This is a genomic window from Radiobacillus kanasensis (genome assembly GCF_021049245.1).
GTDB lineage: Bacteria > Bacillota > Bacilli > Bacillales > Amphibacillaceae > Radiobacillus > Radiobacillus kanasensis.
The window spans coordinates 2,740,465-2,764,611 of record NZ_CP088020.1 but is presented as its reverse complement, the minus strand read 5'-3'; the positions used below and the strand labels follow the sequence as shown (position 1 = coordinate 2,764,611).

The following is a 24,147-nucleotide window of genomic DNA, read 5'->3' as shown; positions in this document are numbered from 1 at the left end:
GAATTCTGTGATGATTTTTGTAATACGATCCTACTTTTTTACCTCTTGCTTCTGAAACTCAGTCGGATAAAACCCGGTGTTATTCTTAAAAGCTCTACTAAAATAATGAGGGTCTTTATACCCGACTAACCTACCGACTGTTTGGATATCCATATCTAAGTTTGTGGCTAATAACCTTTTTGCTTCGTTCATTCTTAAGTTGGTAATGTATTTAATAGGGGACATACCTGTGTGTTTTTTGAATAATTTACCCAGATAATCCACAGAAAAATTTAGATGAGTGGCAATATCGTTTAAAGTAAGATCATTACAATAGTTCTCCTTGATAAATAGCTTAATTATTTCTACTATTTCTTTTTGAGATGCTTTGTCGACCATGGAGGTTGCTGCATGAGCCAACGAGTCAAGATCTTTGTTAAGGTCAATTTCAATTCGAGCGAGGAGGCTTGAGAATTTTTCGTCATTGATTGGTTTCAACAGGTAATCCTCTACTCGATAGTTAATAGCTTTTCTCGCATACTCAAATTCGTCATGGCCACTTAAGATAATGATTTTGACAGTGGGAAAGGCAAAGTAAATATTTTGAGCTAGTTGTAGACCATCCATAATCGGCATTCGAATATCTGTAATTACGATTTGAGGTATTTCTTCCTCTATTAATTTTAGTGCCTCTTGTCCGTTCATTGCTTCTCCGACAACGGTGAAATTGGTATTCCATTTATTAATTTTCCTCACTAGATTTCTTCGTATCAATGCCTCATCTTCAACTATAATTGCCTTAAAGAGTTGTTTACTTCCCATAGCAGATATTCTCTCCTCACTCCTTATATTTTCCACCTATCGTAATAGAGGCGCCACGACAATTGTGGTTTTCAATGTTTATGTAGGCATCCTCCCCGTACATAAGTTTTAGCCGGATTATTATATTTTTAATTCCCATACCATCAATATGGAGATCCGGTATATCTACTTTTTCATCAAGCTTATTACATAGTTCTTGGAGTTGTTTTATTACGGAAGGTTCAAAGCCTGGTCCGTTATCAGTTACTGTTACTCTCCAAATATCGGAATCACATTTCCCCTCAATGCTAATATGCCATGGTGGGTCAATGTTAAGACCATGCTTGATAGAATTTTCTACTAATGGTTGGACCAATAACATTGGTACACTTACTTCTTTCATTCCCTCAGGGATATGAATAGAATAAGATAGATTTTCTTCATAACGAATATCCATACATTCCAAATAGCGTACTGTATAATCAATTTCCTCCTTTAGCTTTACTCCTTTTCTGTTCATTTGCGAGATATAACGAAGCATAAACGACATATTTTCAGAAAGTCGAATAATTTTGTCGTTCATTCCTTCCTCCGCCATCACATTGATGTTTGCTAAGTTATTGTATAAAAAATGAGGGTTCATTTGAGACTGCAATGCTAAAAACTTGGCATCCATCTCTTGTTCTCTTGCAACGACTAGTTCTTCAATAGATTCACTTAGCTTTTCACTCATTTTTTGAAATGTGGAGTGAAGTGCATCAATTTCTTCAATGGAACTATTAGTGAGTTCTGATTTCTTCCGATTACTATTTGAAAGGTCTAGAGGATCTAAATCTTGAATGGCAACCCTTAGGTTCTCTAACGGGCTTGTGACTCGCTTCGATACTAGATAAGAAATTCCTAGAATAACGAAGAGAGTACTAATTAATAGAAGAACAAAGACAATTGTTAATTGATTTAGAAAAGCGAATAGTTTGCTTTTATCTTGCAAGACGATGACTCGCCAATCCATATTATCTGTCGTTGAATAGGACAATAATTTTGTTGTCTCGGATGGTCCTTTGACATCGTATGTATGATCTTCTTGTAATTGGTTCTTATTAATATGGTTGTTATAAACGATAGCTTGTTGTTTGGAAGTTTGTTTGTAGGGGTAAAAGAGTTGGTTGGTAGAATTTAGTACATAGATTTCTAGATTTTCGTTTTGAGTTTTTATTTCATTTAGATAGCTAAAGAATCGATCTGCATCCTGTAGTATTTCAACAATTCCTTGATTCACATAATTTTGGTTTTTAAACACTCGAGTTAAGGCTAGATATGTATTGCCCTCGTTACTTGTCATAGTTGGTATCTGATTACTTTCCATTAGGCTAAGATATTTATTCCCATGAAGTTCCATCGTCTTATCGAACCATGGCTTCTGCTTCAAGTCAGTCAAGATTTGTCCATTGAATTCACCGGCACCTAACATTTTCCCATTGAAATCATAGATGTTCGCTTGTTTGGCGGGTTGTGAACTGCTAATGATGGCTAGAATGACATCAATTAGTGTGGTTACTTCCGAATAATCCTCCTTATAGTTTATGTTGGAATTCGGAACTTTTGATAATTCTTCTTTAAAGTGTTCTCGTACCATATTGGAGAACACAAGATTCATAGAAAAGTTGTTAATGGTATTCAATTCCTGATTGAGTGAATTTACAATGGCGTGATTCAATTGTATCTGGTTTTCAATGATATTGGTTCTCGTTACATTGTTGTAGAAGTAAAAAACAATGGTTGCAATGATTACCAATAAGGTTACGAAAAACAAGGAGTAATAAGTAAATAGTCTCTTTTGAAGGGTTTTGAAACGAATCCTCTTCAAATTTGGTCACCACCATGATCTTAGTAGTCGAAAAAGTACAAAGAAGAGAACGGTTTAGTCTATTGAGTGAAGATTAATGTAAGCGTATTCTTTAATTATGAACGGTACCGTGTCATAAGTTATTTATATCTTATCTTAATTTTTGAGGAGGTTCAATCATGAAAATAAAAGCGCTTTCTTATTTGGGTGTACTTATACTTTTTGCTCTTGCACTTGTGGGATGTAGTTCCGACGATGCATCTGGGGAGGACGGTTCTAAGGTTACGTTAACATTCGGTACGCATCAGTCGGGAATTCCAAGGACTGGAATTATTCAAGAGATGGCCAAAGACTTTGAAAAGGAAACGGGAATAGGAATTGAATTTCAAATTGTTCCTGATGCCCAATGGAGAGATCTGATTAAAGCAAAGCTAGCTTCTGGTGAAGCACCTGATATCTTTAATGTGGATGTAGATCCGCTCAGTATGCCTGCCAACGTACGGCCAAAAGAAAACGCCATGGATTTAAGTGAAGAAGAGTTTGCTGGTCGAATGTCTGATCAAATCTTGCCATCGGTAAGTCATGAAGGTAAGGTGTACGGAGTTTCTTATGCCCCAACTAAAATTTGGTATGTCTATTACAATAAAAAGATTTTTAACGATTTAGGAATAAAACCTCCTACTAATTACGAAGAATTTAAATCTATTAGTCAAAAGATTTTAGATTCTGGTGTAACTCCATTCTGGATGGCACCTTCAAGTAACTGGTATCAAACGCTTGCGTTGTTTGAAACGGGTCCTAATTACGAGAAGTTAAATCCAGGAATCTATGAAAAATTAAATAATAATGAAATGAAAGTTGCAGATATGGATCGTATGAAGACAGTGCTGGAACAACTAAAAGAATTTGCGGACCTTGGTTACTTCGGTGAAAATTTCCTATCTAACACAGTGGAGGCGGGAATTGATGCATTTGGAAAAGGGGAAGCAGCCATGTTCGTTCGAGTTCCAGGTACGGAAACAGAAGTTTCGGATGCTTATCCTGAAATGAAAGATAACATGGGATTCTTCGTTATGCCATGGGGCGATAATCAAACGATTGGAATTAACCCAGGTGGTTCTGCTGCTATGTTCGGTAATAAAAACTCGGAACATAAAGAGGAAATATTGGAGTTCTTCAGATGGATGACCAAACACGAAAATCTTCAGCGTGTGTTTGATGGCGGAGAAGGAAATCTGACAATCTGTTGGCCGGAAATAGAATCTAAATTAACCCCTGAGTACTTGGAATATGAGGAAGCACATGAAAAAGGTACGGTCATGCAGGCTGCAGTGAAATATATTGATCCACAGTTTATGGATGTAGGGAAAGATATTTCTGGTATGTTTGCTGGATCGCTTACGCCAGAAGAGGTTCTAGAGAACATTGATAAACGACGAGCAGAACAAGCTAAAGTCTTAAACGATTCTGCTTGGGAGGAGTAGGTGTAGGAATTGGCAAGCAACTGAGTCATATGTGTATGAGTCAGTTGCTCCTCTCTCAATAAATCGTATTTTGAAGCCAACTAATTGAAGAAAGGACATCAATTCACGATGAAACTAAAGAAATTATATCCTTGGTATTTTTCTTCCGGTGCGATCATTCTTTATATGTTATTTATTGTTATTCCGGCACTTGTTGGTATTTACTATTCGTTTACGGATTGGAATAGTTATAGTTCCGTTAAGAACTTTATCGGCTTAGAAAACTATAAGGAAATATTTGTTGGGGATGAGGTTTATCTAAAATATATAAAAAATACCTTTGTTTTTACCATATTTACATCCATCGCCAAAACAGTTCTAGGATTATTTATTGCTATTTTATTAGTAAGTGGTGTTAAGGCTGCAGGTTTTCACCGAATGGTTATTTTTTCACCACAGGTTCTTTCGTTCCTAATTGTAGGCTTAGTATTTAAGAGTTTGCTAGATCCAAATTACGGGTTTCTTAACAATACCTTGCATGCACTAGGGTTAGATTTTTTAGCCAAAAGCTGGTTAGGTTCCTTAACTTGGGCAATGCCTTCCGTTATGGCTGTAGATACGTGGAAAGGTATGGGCTATATTATGGTATTGTTTGTTGCTGGTTTACTTGCTGTTCCGAAAGATTACTATGAAGCAGCAGAAATAGATGGAGCGGGCTTTTTTCAAAAGCTTTTCCGTATTACTCTCCCATTGCTCATGCCAACGATAACCATTGCAACCGTATTAAATATAACCTATGGTATGCGTGTTTTTGACATTATTTACGTATTAACAAATGGTGGTCCTGGCTACGCAACTGATGTAATCAATACAGCTGTTTATTCCGCATTCGCCAAAGGCTATTGGGGAATGGGTAGTGCGTTATCTTCTGTGTTATTTGTCATTATGGCCATTGTATCTGTGTTCATTATTCGGATTATGACAAGAAACGAGGTGGAAAGATAAATGCGTATGAAAAAAATCCTATTAAAAACGAGTTTAAACTTAATTGCTTGGATTCTAAGTTTTATTGTTCTTATTCCATTTGTGGTTGTCATTATTAATTCCTTTAAAACAGACGCTGAGGTTAATGTTTTGACATTAAAACTTCCTGAAAAATGGATATTTGAGAATTACAGTGTTGTATTTGAGAAAGGAAATCTGGCTATATCATTTTTTAATAGCACACTGTATGCCGTTGTCAGTTCCTTTTTATTAGTAGTGGTTGTTGCCTTTTCTGCATTTGTTCTTGCTCGTAATACAACAAAACTGAATCGTTTTATCTACTATTTTCTAGTGCTTGGCATAACCTTGCCACTAAACTATATTCCACTTATGAGTGTGATGAAAGGGTTACATTTAATTAATTCACAGTTTGGAATTATCCTTCTTTACACAGCTATGGGTATTCCAATCTCCTTGTTTATTACCTATGCCTTCGTAAACAACATTCCTAAAGAATTAGATGAGGCAGCTGTGATGGATGGTTGTAATGCCTTTTCCTTATTTTTCAGAGTTATCATGCCTCTCTTAAAACCAATATTAGTAACCGTTTTTGTCTTAAATTTTATGAATGTTTGGAACGAGTTTACAGCACCACTTTATTTACTCAACGATGTAGATAAGTGGCCAGTAACACTTGCTGTATATAATTTCTTTGGACAATTTAGTGCACAATGGAACCTAGTAAGTGCCAATATTGTTCTTACTTCCATTCCAGTGTTAATCGTTTTCTTGCTTGCACAGAAACATATTGTTGGTGGTCTTACTTCTGGATCTATTAAAGGATAGTCGGGAAAGGAGATAATCTAGTGAAATTTACAAATGGGAACTGGTTAACAAAAGAAGACTATGAAATCCATTATGGACGTCAAGTTCATGATGTTATAAAGGGGGAAAATGAACTTACTATCTTTGTACCATGCAAGACTATTAATCACCGTGGGGATACATTGGATGGGCCGCTTCTCACGATCCGTATTTCTTCCCCAATGGAAAATGTATTTCGAATCCAGGCATGGCATTTCAAAGGTGGGAAAGAAAAATACCCGAATTTTGATATAAACCATAAGGATTCAGCACTTGAAATTTTTCAAAATGATCACAAGTGGGAACTGTTTAGCGGACGTTCTAAACTGAGAATTCCAATAGATGATATGTTCCGAATAGATTTTTTTGATCAAGACAAGAAGCTGACCTTTAGTGATTCGAAGGGACTTGCATGGATCAAGGGACCTAATCAAACAACTTACATGAGAGGGCAACTTAACATAGGTGTTGGAGAATACTTTTATGGATTAGGGGAGAGGTTTACTCCATTTGTAAAAAATGGTCAGGTTGTAGATAGTTGGAATAAAGATGGAGGTACTAGTACTGAGCAAGCCTATAAAAATGTACCTTTTTATCTAAGTAATAAAGGATATGGGGTATTTGTTAATCATCCAGAACATGTTGCATTCGAAATGGGATCCGAGATTGTTTCGAAAAATCAATTTAGTGTAAATGGAGAAGTGCTTGATTATTTCTTTATTAATGGCCCTACTCCAAAAGAAGTGTTAGAAAGATACACGGACCTAACGGGAAAACCTGCTATCCCTCCTTCCTGGTCTTTTGGTCTATGGTTAACCACGTCTTTTACGACCGAATATAGCGAGGAAACCGTTAATCATTTTGTAGATGGCATGATAGAAAGAGATATCCCTCTCAGTGTCTTTCATTTTGATTGCTTTTGGATGAAGGATATGGAATGGTGCAATTTCGAATGGGACGAACAGAACTTCCCAGACCCAGAAGGAATGATAAAACGTTTAAAAGAAAAAGGACTTAAAATCTGTGTTTGGATTAATCCTTATATTGCCCAGAAATCCAAATTGTTTGATGAAGGAGCGCGTAAAGGATTTTTATTAAAACGACCAAATGGAGATGTATGGCAGTGGGATCTTTGGCAAGCAGGTCAAGGAGTGGTCGATTTCACAAATCCTGACGCATGCGAATGGTATGCGGATAAACTTAGAATTTTGCTCGATATGGGTGTGGATTCGTTCAAAACTGATTTTGGGGAGAGAATTCCAACTGATGTCGTGTATTGGGACGGTTCTGATCCTAACCGTATGCATAATTATTATGCATACAAATACAACCAAGTTGTGTTTGATGTATTAAAAGAAAAGAAAGGCGAAGAAGAAGCGGTTGTTTTTGCTCGATCTTCTACCGCTGGAGGACAGAAATTTCCCGTCCATTGGGGTGGAGATTGTAATGCAACCTATGAATCTATGGCAGAAAGTTTGCGTGGTGGATTATCCCTTTCGCTATCGGGATTTGGCTATTGGAGTCATGATATAGGTGGATTTGAAAACACTGCAACCCCGGATCTATTTAAACGTTGGCTAGCTTTTGGTTTATTATCAAGCCATAGTCGATTACATGGAAGTTCGTCCTACCGGGTACCATGGTTGTTTGACGACGAAGCAGTGGATGTTACAAGGTATTTTGCTCAATTAAAAAACACCCTAATGCCTTACCTTATGAATTTAGCAGTGGAAAATAATAAAACTGGAATTCCAATCATGCGAGCGATGCTATTAGAGTTTCCTTATGATCCAACTTGTTCTCAGCTTGAGCTTCAATATATGCTAGGTAACTCTTTACTAGTGGCTCCAATTTTTAATGAAGAAGGCATGGCCAACTATTACCTACCTGAAGGGCAATGGACAAATTATTTAACTGGAAAAGTTGTTTCAGGAGGTAAATGGTTTACAGAACATCATGATTATAAAAGCGTTCCCCTATTTGTGAAGGAAAATACCCTTATCCCAATTGGACATAACAAAGAAAGACCTGACTATAACTATTCGAAAGGCGTTACGTTCCATCTTTATCAATTACAGAACTTTACCAAAGTTACCTCTGTTGTTCGCGATGATTCTCGAAAAGTAGTCGGTTCTATTTCAATCGAAAGGGAAGGAGATCAATTATTAGTAGATGTTGATATGCCGACTTCTTATTCTCTTATTCTAGCAGACTACACAAAGATCATAGAAACGTCTAGTGGTGATTGGTTTCAGGAGGAAAAAGGGGTGATCATTAAACCAGACCCAAGTGATGACCATTTTGTCATAAGCATTTGATAGATTTTCATTTGGAAGGGAGAATGTAATGAAAAAGGCTAAACGGTATGTGCGGATGGTTGTAAGTGTATTACTAGTTTTTGTTCTAACAACACAGGGTTGGCATTCAAGTATGGTTAAGGTAAGTTCCGTTGAAAAGACGTATGAGTACCCTTTTCGAAATCCGAATCTACCTTTGGATGAAAGGGTAGAAGATCTTCTTTCAAGGTTAACGTTAGATGAAAAGGTATCTTTATTGCATCAGTACCAGCCAGCAATACCTAGACTTGGGATCGAGTCGTTTCGTACGGGGACAGAGGCGCTTCATGGCGCTGCGTGGTTAGGAGAAGCTACTGTTTTTCCACAAGCTACTGGTTTGGCAAATACTTGGAATGAAGAATTGATTCAAGAAGTAGGATCAGCAGTTGGTGATGAAGTTCGAGCTTTCCACAAATTATATCCTGAGGATGTCGGGCTCTCTGTTTGGGCACCTGTCGTTGATTTGCAACGAGACCCGAGAGCTGGTAGAAATGCGGAAGGGTTTGGAGAGGATCCGTATTTAACAGGGAAGATCTCCACAGCGTATTCCCAAGGTCTTAAGGGGGATGACCCTTTCTATGTCAAAACAATCCCAACCTTGAAACACTTTTTAGGCTATAACAATGAAGAAAACCGTGGTGCTAGCTCATCTAGCTTAGATCCTCGAAATCTATACGAATATCAATTAAAGTCTTTTGAATATGCCATTAAATCAAAAGCAGCATTGTCGATGATGCCAGCCTATAATTCAATCAATGGAAAACCCGCAAACTTGAGTCCATTAATGGAAGATGTTGTGAAGAAACAATGGGCGGATGACTTTTTTGTTGTCAGTGATGCTGGGGATATTTCTGGATTAGTGAATGATCACAAGTATGTAGACACTTATGCAGAAGCGGCGGCATTATCGATTAAAGCCGGGGTCGACAGCTTAACGGATCAAAGTGCAGATTCAGAGACTGTTTTAAAATGGATCCATGATGCATTAGATCAAAGTTTATTGACAGAAGCGGATATTGATAACGCAGTAAGAAATATTCTACCACTACGCTTCCGCACAGGTGAGTTTGACGGTCCTGCTCTTGATCCATATGCCGATATTGATGCAAGTGTGATTAATAGTGAAGAACATCAGAAATTGGCATTGAAAACAGCACAAGAACAGCTAGTTTTGTTGAAGAATGAAAAAGACGCCTTACCACTAGAAAAAGATACTAAAGGTGAAGTTGCCGTTATTGGGCCACTTGCCGATCAAGTATTTAATGACTTTTACAGTGGAACACTTCCTTATACAGTAACAACCCTTGAAGGAGTAAAATCTAAGCTTTCAGAAGAACAAGTGGAATTTTCTCGTGGAGTCAATCAGATTGCATTAAAATCTAGTGCAACAGGAAAATATGTTACGGCATCACCCGAAGGAAATGTTAATTTGACTGCCGATGCCGAATCAGTCGGTAAAAATGAAACCTTCTCCTTATATGATTTTGGCTGGGATCAATATTTGTTACGGTCTCATGCTAATGATAAGTATGTATCCAATACATTTAGTGAAGATGTAAAGAACAATGAGAGTTCACCGGGCCGTCAGGAAAATGTGCAAGGCTCACAGGATTGGTTCACTTATCAAAATTACAATTACGAACAACAAGAAGATGGGACTTTTTCCCTCTACAATTATCAGTGGGGACATTGGGATACAGGACTGGAAGGTGGACGTTACGTTACGGTTGGAACAGAAGCCCCTCATAAACTGATTGCAACGAAAGAGTCTGTAGAAGGGAAAGCGGAAAAGTTTGAACAAACGATTGTGGTCGATGGGGAAAAAGAAGCACAACAAGTGGCTAAAGATGCCGAAACAGCCATTGTAGTTGTTGGAGACCAAACCTTATTAAACTCTCGGGAGACCATCGATCGCCAAGACATCATCTTGCCACCTTCTCAAAAAGAGTTGATTGAAAAGGTAGCTGCTGTAAATAAAAATACGATTGTAGTATTAATATCTAGCTATCCAATGGCAATGCCTGAAATTGAAGAGAATCCAAATGTTAAAGCAATTCTTTATTCCACTCATGGTGGCCAGGAAGAGGGTACTGCCATTGCCGATGCATTATTTGGAGATTATGCACCAGCTGGTCGTTTAAATCAAACCTGGTATAAGAGTGAAGCCCAACTGCCTGATATCATGGAATACGATATCATTAAAGGAGAACGGACCTATCAATATTTTGAGGGAGAAGCTTTATACCCATTTGGGCACGGTCTCACTTATACGGACTTTAAATATCACAACCTACGTTTAAGCTCACACAAAATAGAAGCGGATGAAGAGGTTAAAGTGACCGTTGATGTGACGAATGTAGGCGATATAGCAAGCGATGAAGTAGTACAATTATACGTACATGATAAGAAATCTAGTGTGAAGCGACCGATAAAGGAATTAGAAGGATTTGATAGAATCTATTTAGAACCGAATGAAACCAAGACTGTAACCTTTAATCTACCAGCAAGTGAACTTGCTTTCTGGGACGTTTCTAGAGAAAAATATGTGGTCGAATCAGGAACATTTGATATCCTTGTTGGAAGATCATCAGAGGATATACAATTAAAAAGAAACCTTAAAGTGAAAGGGGAAAAAATTCCATTTAGAGACCTTTCAAAAGAAACAAAAGCCGAGAATTACAACGATTACAGCGGCGTGAAGATTGTGGAAGAATCTAGGGATGCTTCCTATGCTGTAGGTGAGATTGATACTGGGGATTGGGTCCTCTATCAGGATGCGAAATTCAAGAAGGGTATCTCACAATTTGAAGTGCGCGTATCAAGCAGAAATGATGATGGTGTCATTGAGCTTCGACTAAATGACCCAAAGAAAGGCAAACTAGTTACAACTGTTGAGGTTCCTAATACAAAAGGACTTCAGAACTGGATTGACGTTAAAGCTGATGTAAGAAAGCTTTCAGGCAAGCATGATGTGTATCTTACTTTTAAAGGAAGTTTTACATTGGATACGTTTGAATTGAAGTAATGGAATAAAATGAAAAGCACCTGTTTAGTTGGTATTTCAATACAGCTTTACAGGTGTTTTTTATTTTCTAAAGGGCTATTCAAATTTGCTCCGATTAAAGTAAGTTTAAGATAGATAGGAACTTCAAATTCACATGAAAAAGTGCTAGGAGCCCCTAGCACTTTTTAAAACAAGTCCACATAAACAAAAATGGGCATTTCAACATTTACTTATCTTTTGCAATTTCTTTTCGATTTGGGGCAAGTGGTGGTTGCTCTAACCACTTGTATTTTGTCATTAAGTTAAACCACTGTTTTGTAACCGTCAGGTTCTTTAGTATGATTTTTTCATAAGCTATTAAAAGGTCTGTTCGCATCGCTGATGCGAGACCTGCTCCGTGGTAAGACTGTGAGACTTGTAGTAAAAATCCTACGTGATATAACATTAACTTATCTGAAAAAGGTGCATCCTGGGATTCCGTAACCTCTGTTTCCCAAGACATTGGTATAGGCAAATTATCCTGGTGAAGTATTTTGCCTAATGATTGGATTTGTTCATCCGACGTTTTCTGCGCTGATTTTATAAATTTCCGTACATCTTTTGATTTAGTAACTTGGCTAAATCCAATCGACAGCACTTTTCCTAGGATCTTTTTTTTCATATTTAAGGAAAGAGCAATTATCTCTGTTGCAGCTAAAGGTCTTTTATCTCCGTATCCATCTATGAATTCCTGACCTGAAACAAATGTAGGATTAGCTTCTGGAAAAAAGTAAGGATCTCTTTGATAATGTCCCTTTTCTAGTAGTAATTCCGTCGTGAGGTGGTACATTTCTTTTCCATCATTATCACAGGAATCATAAAAAGATCGTAAGTCTTTTCTAACAGAAGAGCTCAAAGATGTAGTGTGCCCTAATAAACCATGTAATGTCATAATCTGTAGATAGTGCAAACAAAATATATCCGAAAACAATCGTTTTGTTCCTTTATTAAGATCGGAATCTGTAAATCCAACTGGAATTGGAAATCCATCATTTTCAAGAAAAGTGGCAATCTGATTCTTCTGCTTATCAAATGTATGTACTGCTTTTTCGAATAGGTTTTTAATCTTTTCGTCTTCGATAATAGATAGCATATACTTGTTTACAGTATTGACAGCTGTTCCGTTTACATATTCGCCCCATAATGTTCCTATTTCGGCAGATGTAAGTTTTATATCCTCTATATCCATGAAATCACCTCTTTTAAATGTTTCCCTAATCTTTAATGGAATATTATCTTAACAAGAGAGAAGGTGGAAACAAGAGAACCTTGTTAAGGGATATACCAAGGACGTTAGAAGAGATATTAACCATGTTCATATGGAGATTGTTTTTGCGTAGGTTTACTTCTAGAGAAGCTGTTAAAAGGATTAAAGCGTTAGAGGATATCATTTTGGAAACCTAATCAAATTTTCAGTTCTCAAAATGATAAAATACTAAATGAATGTGATTAAATTAGGAGGGCTTTTTTGGAGACGGCATTATTTTTTATATGTATTATACTGGTGGCTTCTATCTTGCAAACTAGCACAGGCTTTGGCTTCTCTATTATGGCGACCCCTTTTTTGCTGATGATATTTTTGCCAAAAGAAGCCATACAAATAAATCTTATTTTATCTTTAGTTATCTCTCTATCATTAATTTGGAAGATAAAAGCGGATATTGAGTTTACACTTTTAAAAAGGTTTATAGTAGGGAGTATTGTTGGTGTTCCTTTTGGGATTTTGATCTTTATCTCTATTAACATGAACGCTTTTAAAATGGGAGTTAGTATCCTTCTTTTAATGTTAACATTGCTACTGATATGCAATTTTAAAGTTAAACCATCACAGTCGAAAGACTTTATAGTTGGAGGTATATCGGGTCTTCTTACGACAAGTATCGGTATGCCAGGACCTCCGTTATTGCTTTATTTTACAGGAGTTGGAACTGAAAAAGAAAAGCTAAGGGCAACGACTTTGGCTTTTTATCTGTTTATATATTTGATTAGCCTGATTACCCAAATCATCATCACGGGTACCAGCAAAACTATCTTGGAATCTAGTCTCTATGCCATTCCAATCGTATTTATTGGGCTATTTATTGGTCAGATTGTTTTCAAATGGATTAATCAACGGATATTTAGATTATTTACTTACATCCTTTTGAGCTGTACGGGTTTCTATCTTCTGCTTGAAAGTTTGAATTTTCTGTAGCGGACGGATCCAATCACACCAAGAATGTTAAATGCTAAAGGGTTGATAAATTAGCACAATTCATCAAAATGAGCATATCATCCTTATATGCTCATTTTAAGTAAGTAACATCGATGAGTCCTATACAATATCAAAAAATGATCAGACTCCAAATGACACATCAGTTTATTTTAACGGATAAAATGGATACAGCAGATGCTGCATTCGGATAGGATATGAAAGCTCTTTTCAGTTTAGTAGAAAATATGCACGTTTGTTTAGTCGCCGCCAATTACTGATTGGAAGGAAATGAGGTAATTATTCCTTTGACTAATCACTATTCCGGAGAATGATAACATGAGTAAAATTTGGAAATTAGACAATTTAATTAATAGAAGGTATAATAAATTTAGATTAAGTTAAAAATAACCGAGAATGCGGTCAACATTCTCGGTTAGCATGGTAATGAAGTTCAGGCAGGGAAACCTCTCTGAACACCTAATTGTATTAGGTTTAAAGAAAAAGAACCCTCACCCTAGTGATTGCGAGTCATCGGGTGGGGGTTCACTTTTTGTTGGAATCATTGATGAGTTTCCTAATGTATTCAAGCAATGCAACGAGAAAAGTCCCGCCAGCAAACAGAACCAGAAATATCACGGCGACTGTATTCATGCTCTAATCCCTCCTTCCACCAATTAGATTGGTGTCCAGAGGTAGTGAGTGGTCCCCACCCTCACAACGCTACCATGCCTATCTTTTATTTTACCGCAACTACTTGAGAATTTCCAACCTTACTGGAAATTCACATTTTATTAATATATACTTTTTATCGATAGAGAATTGCAGAAAGGCCTCAAAGAGAATGCAGGATATTTATCATCTATTCGCTTTAAAAAATCTCCAATGTCTATTTTTTTTTGAAGTACTTTATCGAGACCTTGATTATTTTTACTAACAAATTGGATTTATCGTATGAAGGCTTGCATCCATCTTAACGAATTTTCGGTAGTTTATGATAAATTGGATAAAAGATTGATTTAAAATGTATGAATCCAAGAGGAGCGGAACAATGAGGGCTGTATTGGAATTATCTCGTATCGTTTTTATTTTGGCCATTTTCGGTGGGATTGGTTTTTCTATTCTGAATGCAGTTTATGAGATGGATGAAAAATCTGCACCATACACATGGCTTGGTGCCATTGCCATTTTGACTTTACTGTTCGTCCTTTACCGAAATAAGCTGCAATTTTCAGGCTGGTATAAAGGAAACAATACAAAAAAACTATCCAAACAAACATCCTTTATTCTTATTTTTTCATCCCTAGTATTAATCATTTCTCCTTTTGTTTTAGGAACCATTTTCGTAGTAGAAAAAAGTTCTGCTGAATCTTTACATGATATTACTAAAAAGAGCCAAGAGAAAGATAATGAAAGTAAAGAGTTGCCAGTATTCTCGAATATAGATATGCCTTCCATTGAGAAAATCCAATCAGACTCATCGAAATTTACATTCGATCATTCTTATGAAGAAATTTGTTGGAATAATTGTGGAAACCAGATTGAGTACACTTATCCAGATATCCATAGTGGAACTGTGGAAGAAGGAGATAAAGTCCTAGTTGATTGGCAGCAAGTATCTCCCAAACCATCAGAGGTTTATTTAATCGAGGTAGAGGATAGGACAGTAAAAACCCTTACTAGAGAAAGTAAAAGTGAGAGTGATTTGTTTTACATGAATATAACCCAAGACATGATTGGAAAACAATATGCAGTTGAATTCATTTGGAGCGATGGAGACGAGGTTAAAGGAAGAAGTATGATGAACTTTCAATTCGAGGGTAAGGAAGAAGGAGGTTGAAATGAGTAAAAAAAGCTTCATTTTACTGGGGTGTCTTGGTATTTTTCTGATTGCTGGTTGGTTTGCCTATCAAAAAGTAACGGCCGAAACATATGAAGGGATGTCTATTATTCCAGAGAAGCATGAGGATATCCCATTGTACAAGGGGTTAAAACCAACGAGGCACGAGTATGTCATGGAGGGAAATCACTGGTTAGACATTTATAACTTTTATATGGAGGAACTTCCTGGTCATGGCTGGGTAGTGCAACATGAGGAATCCGCTCTTCATGATAATGACAGTGAAAATGATGATTGGGGTGGATTTTTCTCTAGATGGCAAAAGGATGACTTTGATGGGGAATTATCGGTTTCAGCAAGTTACAATCAGCATGAGAATCAAACGGAAGTTAATTTTGATAAGACCCCAACTCTTGAAGCGACAACATGGATTGATAAAATTCCAGAACAAATTTGTATTTATAAGGACGAGGAAATGTGTGAGGAAGTAACAGATAAATCAAACATTAGCGAGATTGTACGATTCGTTAATGAAGCAACAGATTGGAAAAAAGAGAAAGTAACACCCCGTAAAAATACTAGCGTGATGAAACTAGGAAATCTACAAATAGAAATTTTATATGAAGAAGATAAAGAAATTTACTTGGTTTCAGAAAAAGGAATAAAGCTTATGAAACCAGAACCTGAGTTTTTTCAACTAATAAATCTAGTGCCTGGAAAATAATCAATGAAACTGTAGATCGGATGGCGATTTACAGTTTTTTTATATTTCAAACCCTCATGAAAATCGAACAACAAACATATTATAAAGCGTAATTATTACTATTTACAAAACGTAATCATTTCGATATAATTTGTTTGATTCAAAAATGAAGGGAGAACTACATGAAACGTTTTATTCATATCATTGCTATGTTAGGTTTGGCTGGTGCAGTTCTAAGTGCATGTGGACAAAAGGAATCCAGTAATGCAAATGCTGATGCTAAGGATGATAAAACATTGTCTATTTATACGACCCTCTATCCATTGCAGTATTTTACAGAACAAATTGGCGGAGCGAATGTAGAAGTGAAATCTATCTTGCCAGCTGGAGCAGATGCCCATACATATGAGCCTACTTCGAAAACGATTGTAGATATAGCCGAAGCGGACGCATTTATTTTTCACACGGAAGAAATGGAAACATACGCAAGTACAATTAAAGAGGCGCTGGACGATAATGTCAAGACACTGGAAGCGGCAGAAGGGGTTTCATTGTTAGAACATGAACACGGCCATGAAGAGGAAACGGTAGAAGAGGGAACTCACAATCACAGTGAAGATTCCCATTCTGAAGAGGAAGAACATGATCATAGTGAAGAAGAGCACTCCCATGACCACGGCGATCAAGACCCTCACGTATGGCTAGATCCTATTCGATCCATTGCGTTAGCTGAAAATATTAAAGACACGTTAGTGGATTTAAATCCAGAAGCAAAACAAGAGTTTGAAAAAAACTTCGAAAATCTAAAAGAAAGATTAGAAGTATTAGATAAAGAGTTTCATGAAAAATTGGAAAATCAAGAGCGGAAAGAAATTTTGGTCACACATGCCGCATACGGCTATTGGGAAGAGGTGTACGGGATAAAACAAATTGCAATATCTGGGTTATCTCCGTCTAATGAACCATCCCAGCAACAATTGGAAGATATCATTGATACAGTAACAGAGCATGATATCCAATACCTATTATTTGAGCAAAATGTAGAACCAAATGTCGCAAAAATCATTCAAAAGGAAGCTGATCTAGAGTCGCTCAATATTCATAATCTAGAAGTCTTAACAGAAGAGGACATAGAAAACAAAGAAAACTATTTTACTATCATGAGTCAAAACTTAGACGTACTAGTAGAGGCACTAGAAGAATAGTTTAATTCTAGGGGATTCCCGTTGAGGGATCCCTCAACTATGATATCGGAGGAGACTCATGCTAGGAAAAATTCGTTCGTTATTAATAGACTTTACTGGAATATTTATTATTGGTATCGCCGTGTATCTTATGTCTTTTGGTAGTTCTTTAGGAGATCAAATTGAACTACCATCAAGCATTTATAGTATGAATACGATCTTTTTAAGTATATTAATTGAAGCATTGCCTTTTGTATTAATAGGAGTGCTTATTGCAGGCGGTATTCAAATCTTTATAACAGAAGATCATATAAAACGTTGGATCCCGAAAAATAAATTTTTGGCGATCACAATGAGCTGTGTGATTGGTGCTTGCTTTCCAGCCTGCGAATGTGGAATTGTACCGATTGTCCGAAGGTTGATTTCAAAAGGTGTCCCAATTTATGCGGGAATTGGTTTTTTATTAACGGGTCCACTCATAAATCCTATCGTAATCTTATCTACATATATGGCGTTTGGAAATGATTTTAAGATTGCTTTCTCTCGTATGATTATAGGGTTCCTCATCGCCATTTTCATCGCATTTATGATTAGTCTAATTTTTAAAACAAATCAATTGAAACATAAGACAGATCATTACCATAATCATCTTAATACATCCAATTCTAAGACTATTCCAGGAAAAATTTTAGGGGTTCTCACACACTCTGTGGATGAGTTTTTTGACATGGGACGTTACCTTATAGTTGGTGCTTTATTAGCTGCATTTGTACAAACCTATATATCTTCCGAATCATTAGTGGCAATAGGAAATGGCCAAGTAATTTCCTCGACGGCAGTTATGATGGGACTAGCATACGTTCTTTCCTTGTGTTCGGAAGCGGATGCTTTTATAGGAGCTTCGTTTAGCAATCTTTTCCCACCACCAGCTATATTGGCTTTCTTAGTCTATGGGCCAATGATTGATTTGAAGAATACTATTATGATGCTTAGCGTATTTAAATCAAAGTTTGTATTCACTTTTGTGGGGATTGTCACGCTGACGGTCTTTTTCGTGATGGTATTGCTTAGTGGATTTTACTAGGAGGTATGTTCATGCGTTTTCATGGTCAACAAGCATTTAGAGCGGTTATTTTGTTATTGTTTGTTTTCTTCATTTATAAACTTCATATTACAAATGACATTTTAAAATTAATTAATCCGAAATATTCCGCACTCAGCATTACAGGTGTTGTTATTCTTCTCCTTTTATTTATCGCACAGTTACCAAGGATTTGGGCACTAAAGGAAGAAGAATACGATCATCATGGCGACCATCACCGTCACCATCACCATCATGATCATGGAGATGGGAGACTAAACGGGAAGAAGATTCTCTCTTACGTAATAATTATTTTACCAGTTGCGACTGGATTACTTATACCTCCTCAGACTTTGGATGCCTCGATTGCAGCTAAAAAGGGTGCCATGCTCTCTTTAAGGAACGATGCCCTTAAAGCAGAACAGCAAAAGGAAGAGATTACAGATGATGATGAACAGCAGAATGAGGCAGAGAAAGATAATCCCAAACCAACTGTACCAAACGAAAGAAGTACACCTTCGGATGATAACCCCCAAGATCCGAACGTGGATTCCAATACTGTAACAAGGGAAGAGTATGACCAAATTATTCAGAACTTGGAGCAAAGCTCTTCCATTAAAATGTCTGAATCCTTATATTCGACCTACTATCAGGCTATTAACACGGATATGGAAAAGTATGAAGGTAGGGAGATAACCTTAAATGGGTTTGTGTGTAAGGAGGATGGATTTGCTAGTAATCAACTGGTCATTGGTAGATTTATCATCACCCATTGTGTTGCGGATTCAAGTGTTATCGGATTTTTATCTGAATTTGAAGATGCTGCTTCTTTACCTCCAGATAAATGGATTGAAGCAACCGGGACTATCAAAATTGAAGAATATAATGGTGTGAAAATGCCCATTGTTGATGTAACGGAATGGAAGGAAGTGGAACGGCTGGAACAACCGTACTTGTATCCATTGAGTATTCAGATTATGTGATATAAAAGCTAAGTATCTATATACAAGGTGCTTAGCTTTTATATTTGGGGTTTGAAACTTTTTTAGAGGAAAAACCGTAATTAATAGTGTAGTTACTCTATATTTCTATAAACGAGGGTGTCCACATGATAAGAGAAGAATTAAAGAAACGAGCATTATCACTCATTCAACTACCTGACCATTATGAAGCTGAAATAGAGGAATACATGGAAGGTGAAAACGGAGAAGGAGAAGCCTTATTTGCATGGACGAATAAGGAACGAGATCAAGGAATTAGCGTGACTCTAGATCTGTCAGGGAACTTAATCAGCTTGTCTATAGATAAGGAAGACGAAGAGAACGTATTAAATCCATTAGACGTAAATGAAAGAAGGAAACTTGCAGAGCAATTTTTAAATCAACAATATCCAGATGCACTCCAGCAATTCACTTATAATAGGTACCAAAAACTTAGCAAAGCTATTAGATTTCATTATGAGCAATTCGTTATGGATCTACCTCTTCCATATGCCGGTTGTTTTGTGGATGTAAATGCTAAAGGAGAGGTCATTCAATTCTCATTCGACGGGCTTAAAACAGCTCCAAATATTCCGGCGAGATTGATAGACAAACAGCATTTACTAGATGACGTGAAAGAAAGGCTAAGTCTTGATTTGGTCATTAAGATGGTCTACAAAAATTTATATGATGTTCATAATAGTGGACTTTACATGGTATATGAACTTGAATCGCCAATGGAGTACAGGGCGGATCAATTGCAACCTACTTTAACTATTATCCGGGAAGAAGAGGAAAGAGAATCATATGTGCCACTTCCTGTATTGGGTAATAAGATTGCTAGATTTCAAACTTTGGAGGAAACAATCGGTATTCCAGATAATATGGAAATAATTAGAGAAGTGGATATGGGGGATGAAACGGGGGTTGTATGGAGAGACCGTAACTGGAAGAACAAAGAAAAAGATCTTTCCATTAATGGATTTTTTCATGAACAGAATGATGGTACAGTTAAGGCGTTTCTGTCGAAAGAAACGGGGAAAATCAGAAGCTTTATGTGGTTTGCGGAACGAAAAGGGGATCTTTCCTTAAATCGAGAGGAATGCTATCAAAGAGGAGTAGACTTTTTAACTAAGCTAATCCCGGATTATATGCCATATTTGGAGCAAATCGTTCATCCTGATGATGAAGAAGATCGTACTTCTAGGGCGGAATCGTTTTCATTTCGTGTACATAATGGGCATGGAGTTTCTTTAGAAACAGAAATAGTGATGGTTTCGGTCAATCGAACAACAGGGGAAATGGACCATTATAATGGACCAAGCTTTTCTATCCTAGAGCTTGAAGAACTCCCTAATAAACCGAAGATTTCAGAGACAGAGGCGAAAGAAATATTTTGCCAGCATCTCGATTTTGAATTGGCTTGGAAGAAAGATTACGACAGTGATGATGAAGCTTACAACCTGGTTTACAGACCTTGTGAGCGAGATTCAAGAAAGAGAATTCGATATATTAATGCCATAACAGGAGAAATCATTACAGATAGGTAATTATTGATAGAGGTATACGTGTGGATAAGCCTAAGTTTACAATTCAGATAAACTAGGCTTATTTTTTCCTTGAAAATAAGCTTTTTTTAATGGGAAAAATGATAAAATATCCGAAAGAAGAGATGAATGGAAGGTGAAATGGTGTATTGGGAATCAATTGCGGGTTGGATATGGATTATTTACTACCTCTTTCTTTTCGTGACATTTGTTGTGGCAACCGCTCACCTTTATAAAAAGAAGCAACTGGTTTTGCCTATTGTAGCAATTTGTTTTACAGTTTTCGTTCCAATCATAAGTCTGATAAACAGTATTGAAAGACCGATTAACACAAATGAATGGGAGCACTTTATGTCTCAAGTGCAACAAGGTTCCTTTTGGTCTCTTTTTGCACTGATGGGTTATTTGTTCCTGGTTTTTTGGTGGACGCTGGTTTTAACAACTAATCTTAAAAAGGAAACTCTACAGAATAAGCTTTGAGTAATTTTCAAAAAGAAAGGGATTTTCATGAAAATAAGAAAAGCAGACTTATCCGATGCAAAAGGAATTGCCAAAGTCCACGTTGATAGTTGGAGAAGTACGTATAGAAATATGGTGCCACAGGAATATTTGAGCAAGTTATCCTATGAAGAACGGGAGAAACTATGGATTCAGAACATGAAGGATACGGACGTATTTGTAGCGGTAACAGAAAATGGGGATATTGTCGGATTTGCGAATGGAGGAAAAGAAAGGACAGGAGATTACATCTATGAAGGGGAGCTGTACGCCATCTATTTGCTAGAGCATCATCAATCTCAAGGGATAGGACTGGACCTCGTAAAAGCAGTCGTGAACCAACTACGGGAGGAAAATCTGGATTCCATGCTTGTCTGGGTTCTAAGTGACAATAACGCTCGCCATTTTTATGAAAGAATAGGTGGTCGTGTTGTGGACACTAAACCCATTCAAATTGCTGGTACAAAGTTACTGGAAACTGCATATGGGTGGGAAGATATTAGGCTGATAAAGTAATCCCTAGTTTTCTGTTGGAGATGAGTCACCTGATTCATTTCTTTCCGCGATAATATCTTGAATAATCTCAATGTGCATCACAGCCCATGCCTTTTCTTTAAAGTGAACAAGAACACTTGCAGTAAGTGTCAAAATATAAAATATTCCAAATAAAAGCCAAAGGTAATGGCCATGTTGGAATAGGAATTCTTGTAACTTACCCGAAAATAAAAAGAGAAACCAGGGAATAGCTGTTACAAATACCGGTATCATTCCCGTTCCGTTTCTTTCTTTGACTATACGAAAATAAACGAGCTTTAAGGTAGGATTGTCCATAGTGTTATAAAAGTCTTTTATTTTTTGGATTTCTTCCAATTCTTTTACCTGTTTAAACGAATCTGTATCTTTACTTACTTCTCTCAGTTTTAAATAAAACTTATGTGCATCCCCACGAAACGTCAACAAAATCACCTTCATCCCTTTGTGTTCGATATTTATATCTTAAACATATAAATGAGTTATTAAACGATGAAAAAAAGTAACCGTTTTCTAGAAAAATGAAACTTTTATCTTTAGATAATCGTAAATAAGATAAGCAGACTTGCGAGTGAAAATAGAGGAGGTGTATGAGGATGTCTTCAGAGTGGATTGCTCGATTAATCCTTTTAGCAACACTCTTACCTATGATTTTTTACTTCATCGCACTTGGCAAAAATGTACGTAAGACAGAGGAAGAAAATGAACGTGATATGACCTATGAGTTGAACCCTTTTACAGGGATGAAGATGCCTGTTAAGGAAAAAGAGACAACTCAAGATGCAAAAAGATAAATATAAGAAGTGCGTTGATCCAAGAGGATGAACGCACTTTTTATAGAATAAATATCTAAGTCAATTGGAGGTTCATGCATAGTGAGTAATAAAAGACCGAAGCTACCGCTGTCACAAGAAGAGAAGCAAAAACTCAGATATCATAAAATTAAAATAAGCGATTTTAATAAATTAGGTTTGACTAACATTATAGACATATTGGAAGTATCAGAGGAGCGTTCGAAAATCTTAAAAGGTTTAGCAGACTTTCAGGTTGTACCTTCTATTGGAATTAAATTAGCAGAAAAATTGGTTTTTAAACTTGAGCTTTACTCGTTGGATGATATTAAGAGTAAAGACGGAGCAGAACTACTTGATCAATTAGAAGAGAAACTAGGTGTGTGGACGGATCCTTGTGTGGAGGACCAGATTCGCTGCGTCATTTACTATGCTAATACATTTCGTGTGGACAAGCAGTGGTTTGATTTTACAGAAGAAAGAAAGCGATATCGCGAGACATATGGCTATCCAGGTTCTAGGCCTAAAATGGCTTGGTATGAGTGAGAGCAAAGCTAACTTCTATATTGAAGGTAGGAAAGAGAGAAAACCAATGAGAGACAGAGCATCCGCTGTATTGATTGAAAATAACAAGGTAGCATTGATTAAAAGAATAAAAGAAGGAAAAGTATATTATGTGTTTCCGGGTGGAGGCATTGAGGAAGGAGAAACACCTGAAAAAGCAACTATTAGAGAAGTTATGGAAGAATTAGGCGTTGAGATTGAAATAATCGATTATTTCTTAGAAGTGCAGTATAACGGTTGCCAACATTTTTTCACAGCTGATATAGTTGGCGGATCTTTGGGTCTGGTAATGGAGAAGAGTTTACAGGTCGAAATAGAGGAGAGTACATACCTGTTTGGGTGGATGTAGATAAATTATCGACTATTGAAGTTAAGCCTAAGGAAGTGGCAAGGAAGATACAATTTTTTTCTAATGAAGTGAAAAGTAATTTTAGTTTCCAAAGGATGTGGAACGAATGAATTATATTGAAGAGTTGCGAGAGAAGGTTGGACATCGACCGCTAATCTTACCAGGAGCCGTTGTGGTGTTAATAAATAATAAAAATCAAGTATTGTTACAACATAGAACAGATGGGGGATGGGGATTACCTGGTGGTCTTATGGAATTAGGGGAAAGCTTAGAAGAGGCAGCAAGAAGAGAAGTGAAGGAAGAGACCGGTCTGGTAGTAGGAGAGCTATACTTGGTGAATGTTTTCTCTGGTCCAGAATTCTACTTCAAAGTGGATAATGGAGATGAACTATATTCTGTTACTGCTGTTTATATATCCCGAGATTTTAATGGGGAATGGAACATCGATCAGAATGAATCTTTAGAGGTAAGGTTTTTCGATTTTGATCAATTACCAAATAATCTGACGGAAGAATATCGTACGTATCTAGATTCTGTTATAGAAGAGCTTTGAACGATAACGATAACAAAAT

General features: G+C 36.8%; 22 protein-coding genes and 1 pseudogene. 18 read left to right on the top strand and 5 right to left on the bottom strand.

Translation table 11 applies throughout. The annotated features are described in order from the left end of the window. Nucleotides 1–30: 30 nt before the first annotated feature. Both KO561_RS14435 and KO561_RS14430 read right to left on the bottom strand, forming a co-directional pair. Nucleotides 31–801, bottom strand: coding sequence for a response regulator transcription factor (locus tag KO561_RS14435; RefSeq protein ID WP_231093975.1), 771 nt, complete (start codon nucleotides 799–801; stop codon nucleotides 31–33). Nucleotides 802–817: 16 nt separating this feature from the next. Further along, nucleotides 818–2,647, bottom strand: a complete 1,830-nt coding sequence (locus KO561_RS14430) for a sensor histidine kinase (RefSeq protein ID WP_231093974.1) — start codon at nucleotides 2,645–2,647, stop codon at nucleotides 818–820. Between the two features lie 158 nt (nucleotides 2,648–2,805). Between KO561_RS14430 and KO561_RS14425 the strand changes: the two genes are divergently transcribed. The 5 genes from KO561_RS14425 to KO561_RS14405 all read left to right on the top strand — a co-directional run bounded on the left by KO561_RS14425 (nucleotide 2,806) and on the right by KO561_RS14405 (nucleotide 11,298). After that, entirely contained in the window at nucleotides 2,806–4,110 is a 1,305-nt protein-coding gene (locus tag KO561_RS14425; RefSeq protein ID WP_231093973.1) for an ABC transporter substrate-binding protein, read from the top strand. A gap of 108 nt (nucleotides 4,111–4,218) precedes the next feature. Then, the gene (locus tag KO561_RS14420; protein ID WP_231093972.1) at nucleotides 4,219–5,094 is read left to right on the top strand and encodes a carbohydrate ABC transporter permease; all 876 of its coding nucleotides are present in this window, start codon (nucleotides 4,219–4,221) and stop codon (nucleotides 5,092–5,094) included. Beyond that, nucleotides 5,095–5,919 carry a carbohydrate ABC transporter permease gene (locus KO561_RS14415; RefSeq protein WP_231093971.1) on the top strand — a complete coding sequence of 275 codons (825 nt, stop codon included), beginning with the start codon at nucleotides 5,095–5,097 and terminating at the stop codon, nucleotides 5,917–5,919. 20 nt (nucleotides 5,920–5,939) lie between these two features. Continuing rightward, nucleotides 5,940–8,255: an alpha-xylosidase gene (yicI, locus tag KO561_RS14410; protein ID WP_231093970.1), complete on the top strand. Its 2,316-nt coding sequence runs from the start codon at nucleotides 5,940–5,942 to the stop codon at nucleotides 8,253–8,255. A 28-nt stretch (nucleotides 8,256–8,283) separates the two neighbouring features. Further along, entirely contained in the window at nucleotides 8,284–11,298 is a 3,015-nt protein-coding gene (locus KO561_RS14405; protein WP_231093969.1) for a glycoside hydrolase family 3 protein, read from the top strand. A 205-nt stretch (nucleotides 11,299–11,503) separates the two neighbouring features. On the opposite strand, the gene KO561_RS14400 is transcribed toward KO561_RS14405, so the two are convergent. Then, entirely contained in the window at nucleotides 11,504–12,505 is a 1,002-nt protein-coding gene (locus KO561_RS14400) for a DUF3231 family protein (protein ID WP_231093968.1), read from the bottom strand. Nucleotides 12,506–12,784: 279 nt separating this feature from the next. Here KO561_RS14400 and KO561_RS14395 point away from each other — a divergent pair, with 279 nt between their 5' ends. Beyond that, a complete protein-coding gene (locus tag KO561_RS14395) occupies nucleotides 12,785–13,510 on the top strand; it encodes a sulfite exporter TauE/SafE family protein (RefSeq protein WP_231093967.1) in 726 nt (241 codons plus the stop codon). Between the two features lie 543 nt (nucleotides 13,511–14,053). Here KO561_RS14395 and KO561_RS14390 read toward each other — a convergent pair. Then, complete coding sequence (locus tag KO561_RS14390) at nucleotides 14,054–14,161, bottom strand: putative holin-like toxin (protein WP_231093966.1); 108 nt, start codon at nucleotides 14,159–14,161, stop codon at nucleotides 14,054–14,056. A 397-nt stretch (nucleotides 14,162–14,558) separates the two neighbouring features. On the opposite strand from KO561_RS14390, the gene KO561_RS14385 reads away from it, so the two are divergent. The 8 genes from KO561_RS14385 to KO561_RS14350 all read left to right on the top strand — a co-directional run bounded on the left by KO561_RS14385 (nucleotide 14,559) and on the right by KO561_RS14350 (nucleotide 21,856). Beyond that, nucleotides 14,559–15,347, top strand: a complete 789-nt coding sequence (locus KO561_RS14385) for a hypothetical protein (RefSeq protein WP_231093965.1) — start codon at nucleotides 14,559–14,561, stop codon at nucleotides 15,345–15,347. Between the two features lies 1 nt (nucleotide 15,348). After that, a complete protein-coding gene (locus tag KO561_RS14380) occupies nucleotides 15,349–16,071 on the top strand; it encodes a hypothetical protein (RefSeq protein ID WP_231093964.1) in 723 nt (240 codons plus the stop codon). A 161-nt stretch (nucleotides 16,072–16,232) separates the two neighbouring features. Further along, nucleotides 16,233–17,255, top strand: a complete 1,023-nt coding sequence (locus tag KO561_RS14375; protein ID WP_231093963.1) for a metal ABC transporter solute-binding protein, Zn/Mn family — start codon at nucleotides 16,233–16,235, stop codon at nucleotides 17,253–17,255. Nucleotides 17,256–17,313: 58 nt separating this feature from the next. After that, nucleotides 17,314–18,318 carry a permease gene (locus tag KO561_RS14370; protein ID WP_231093962.1) on the top strand — a complete coding sequence of 335 codons (1,005 nt, stop codon included), beginning with the start codon at nucleotides 17,314–17,316 and terminating at the stop codon, nucleotides 18,316–18,318. Nucleotides 18,319–18,329: 11 nt separating this feature from the next. After that, complete coding sequence (locus KO561_RS14365; protein ID WP_231093961.1) at nucleotides 18,330–19,298, top strand: TIGR03943 family putative permease subunit; 969 nt, start codon at nucleotides 18,330–18,332, stop codon at nucleotides 19,296–19,298. 125 nt (nucleotides 19,299–19,423) lie between these two features. After that, entirely contained in the window at nucleotides 19,424–20,845 is a 1,422-nt protein-coding gene (locus KO561_RS14360; RefSeq protein WP_231093960.1) for a YcdB/YcdC domain-containing protein, read from the top strand. Between the two features lie 126 nt (nucleotides 20,846–20,971). After that, nucleotides 20,972–21,322 (top strand): hypothetical protein, encoded by a 351-nt coding sequence (locus KO561_RS14355; protein ID WP_231093959.1) that lies wholly within the window; start codon nucleotides 20,972–20,974, stop codon nucleotides 21,320–21,322. A gap of 27 nt (nucleotides 21,323–21,349) precedes the next feature. After that, a complete protein-coding gene (locus KO561_RS14350) occupies nucleotides 21,350–21,856 on the top strand; it encodes a GNAT family N-acetyltransferase (RefSeq protein ID WP_231093958.1) in 507 nt (168 codons plus the stop codon). 3 nt (nucleotides 21,857–21,859) lie between these two features. Here the strand turns inward: KO561_RS14350 and KO561_RS14345 are convergent, their stop codons facing one another. Next, on the bottom strand, nucleotides 21,860–22,300 hold the full coding sequence (locus tag KO561_RS14345) for a hypothetical protein (RefSeq protein ID WP_231093957.1): 441 nt from the start codon (nucleotides 22,298–22,300) through the stop codon (nucleotides 21,860–21,862). Between the two features lie 167 nt (nucleotides 22,301–22,467). Here KO561_RS14345 and KO561_RS14340 point away from each other — a divergent pair, with 167 nt between their 5' ends. The 4 genes and pseudogenes from KO561_RS14340 (at nucleotide 22,468) to KO561_RS14325 (ending at nucleotide 24,128) form a co-directional block, all read left to right on the top strand. Beyond that, nucleotides 22,468–22,665, top strand: a complete 198-nt coding sequence (locus KO561_RS14340) for a hypothetical protein (RefSeq protein ID WP_231093956.1) — start codon at nucleotides 22,468–22,470, stop codon at nucleotides 22,663–22,665. A gap of 81 nt (nucleotides 22,666–22,746) precedes the next feature. Further along, nucleotides 22,747–23,208 carry a helix-hairpin-helix domain-containing protein gene (locus tag KO561_RS14335; RefSeq protein WP_331000792.1) on the top strand — a complete coding sequence of 154 codons (462 nt, stop codon included), beginning with the start codon at nucleotides 22,747–22,749 and terminating at the stop codon, nucleotides 23,206–23,208. A gap of 46 nt (nucleotides 23,209–23,254) precedes the next feature. Further along, nucleotides 23,255–23,685 (top strand): annotated as a pseudogene (locus KO561_RS14330) (NUDIX hydrolase). Next, entirely contained in the window at nucleotides 23,682–24,128 is a 447-nt protein-coding gene (locus KO561_RS14325; RefSeq protein ID WP_231093955.1) for an NUDIX hydrolase, read from the top strand. The pseudogene KO561_RS14330 and the gene KO561_RS14325 overlap by 4 nt, the downstream one beginning before the upstream one ends. Nucleotides 24,129–24,147: the final 19 nt, after the last annotated feature.

Coding starts and splice junctions, on each gene's coding strand:
- KO561_RS14435 (WP_231093975.1), bottom strand. CDS start 801: ATGGGAAGTAAACAACTCTTTAAGGCAATTATAGTTGAAGATGAGGCA.
- KO561_RS14425 (WP_231093973.1), top strand. CDS start 2,806: ATGAAAATAAAAGCGCTTTCTTATTTGGGTGTACTTATACTTTTTGCT.
- KO561_RS14420 (WP_231093972.1), top strand. CDS start 4,219: ATGAAACTAAAGAAATTATATCCTTGGTATTTTTCTTCCGGTGCGATC.
- KO561_RS14415 (WP_231093971.1), top strand. CDS start 5,095: ATGCGTATGAAAAAAATCCTATTAAAAACGAGTTTAAACTTAATTGCT.
- KO561_RS14405 (WP_231093969.1), top strand. CDS start 8,284: ATGAAAAAGGCTAAACGGTATGTGCGGATGGTTGTAAGTGTATTACTA.
- KO561_RS14400 (WP_231093968.1), bottom strand. CDS start 12,505: ATGGATATAGAGGATATAAAACTTACATCTGCCGAAATAGGAACATTA.
- KO561_RS14390 (WP_231093966.1), bottom strand. CDS start 14,161: ATGAATACAGTCGCCGTGATATTTCTGGTTCTGTTTGCTGGCGGGACT.
- KO561_RS14385 (WP_231093965.1), top strand. CDS start 14,559: ATGAGGGCTGTATTGGAATTATCTCGTATCGTTTTTATTTTGGCCATT.
- KO561_RS14380 (WP_231093964.1), top strand. CDS start 15,349: ATGAGTAAAAAAAGCTTCATTTTACTGGGGTGTCTTGGTATTTTTCTG.
- KO561_RS14375 (WP_231093963.1), top strand. CDS start 16,233: ATGAAACGTTTTATTCATATCATTGCTATGTTAGGTTTGGCTGGTGCA.
- KO561_RS14370 (WP_231093962.1), top strand. CDS start 17,314: ATGCTAGGAAAAATTCGTTCGTTATTAATAGACTTTACTGGAATATTT.
- KO561_RS14365 (WP_231093961.1), top strand. CDS start 18,330: ATGCGTTTTCATGGTCAACAAGCATTTAGAGCGGTTATTTTGTTATTG.
- KO561_RS14360 (WP_231093960.1), top strand. CDS start 19,424: ATGATAAGAGAAGAATTAAAGAAACGAGCATTATCACTCATTCAACTA.
- KO561_RS14355 (WP_231093959.1), top strand. CDS start 20,972: ATGGAAGGTGAAATGGTGTATTGGGAATCAATTGCGGGTTGGATATGG.
- KO561_RS14350 (WP_231093958.1), top strand. CDS start 21,350: ATGAAAATAAGAAAAGCAGACTTATCCGATGCAAAAGGAATTGCCAAA.
- KO561_RS14340 (WP_231093956.1), top strand. CDS start 22,468: ATGTCTTCAGAGTGGATTGCTCGATTAATCCTTTTAGCAACACTCTTA.
- KO561_RS14325 (WP_231093955.1), top strand. CDS start 23,682: ATGAATTATATTGAAGAGTTGCGAGAGAAGGTTGGACATCGACCGCTA.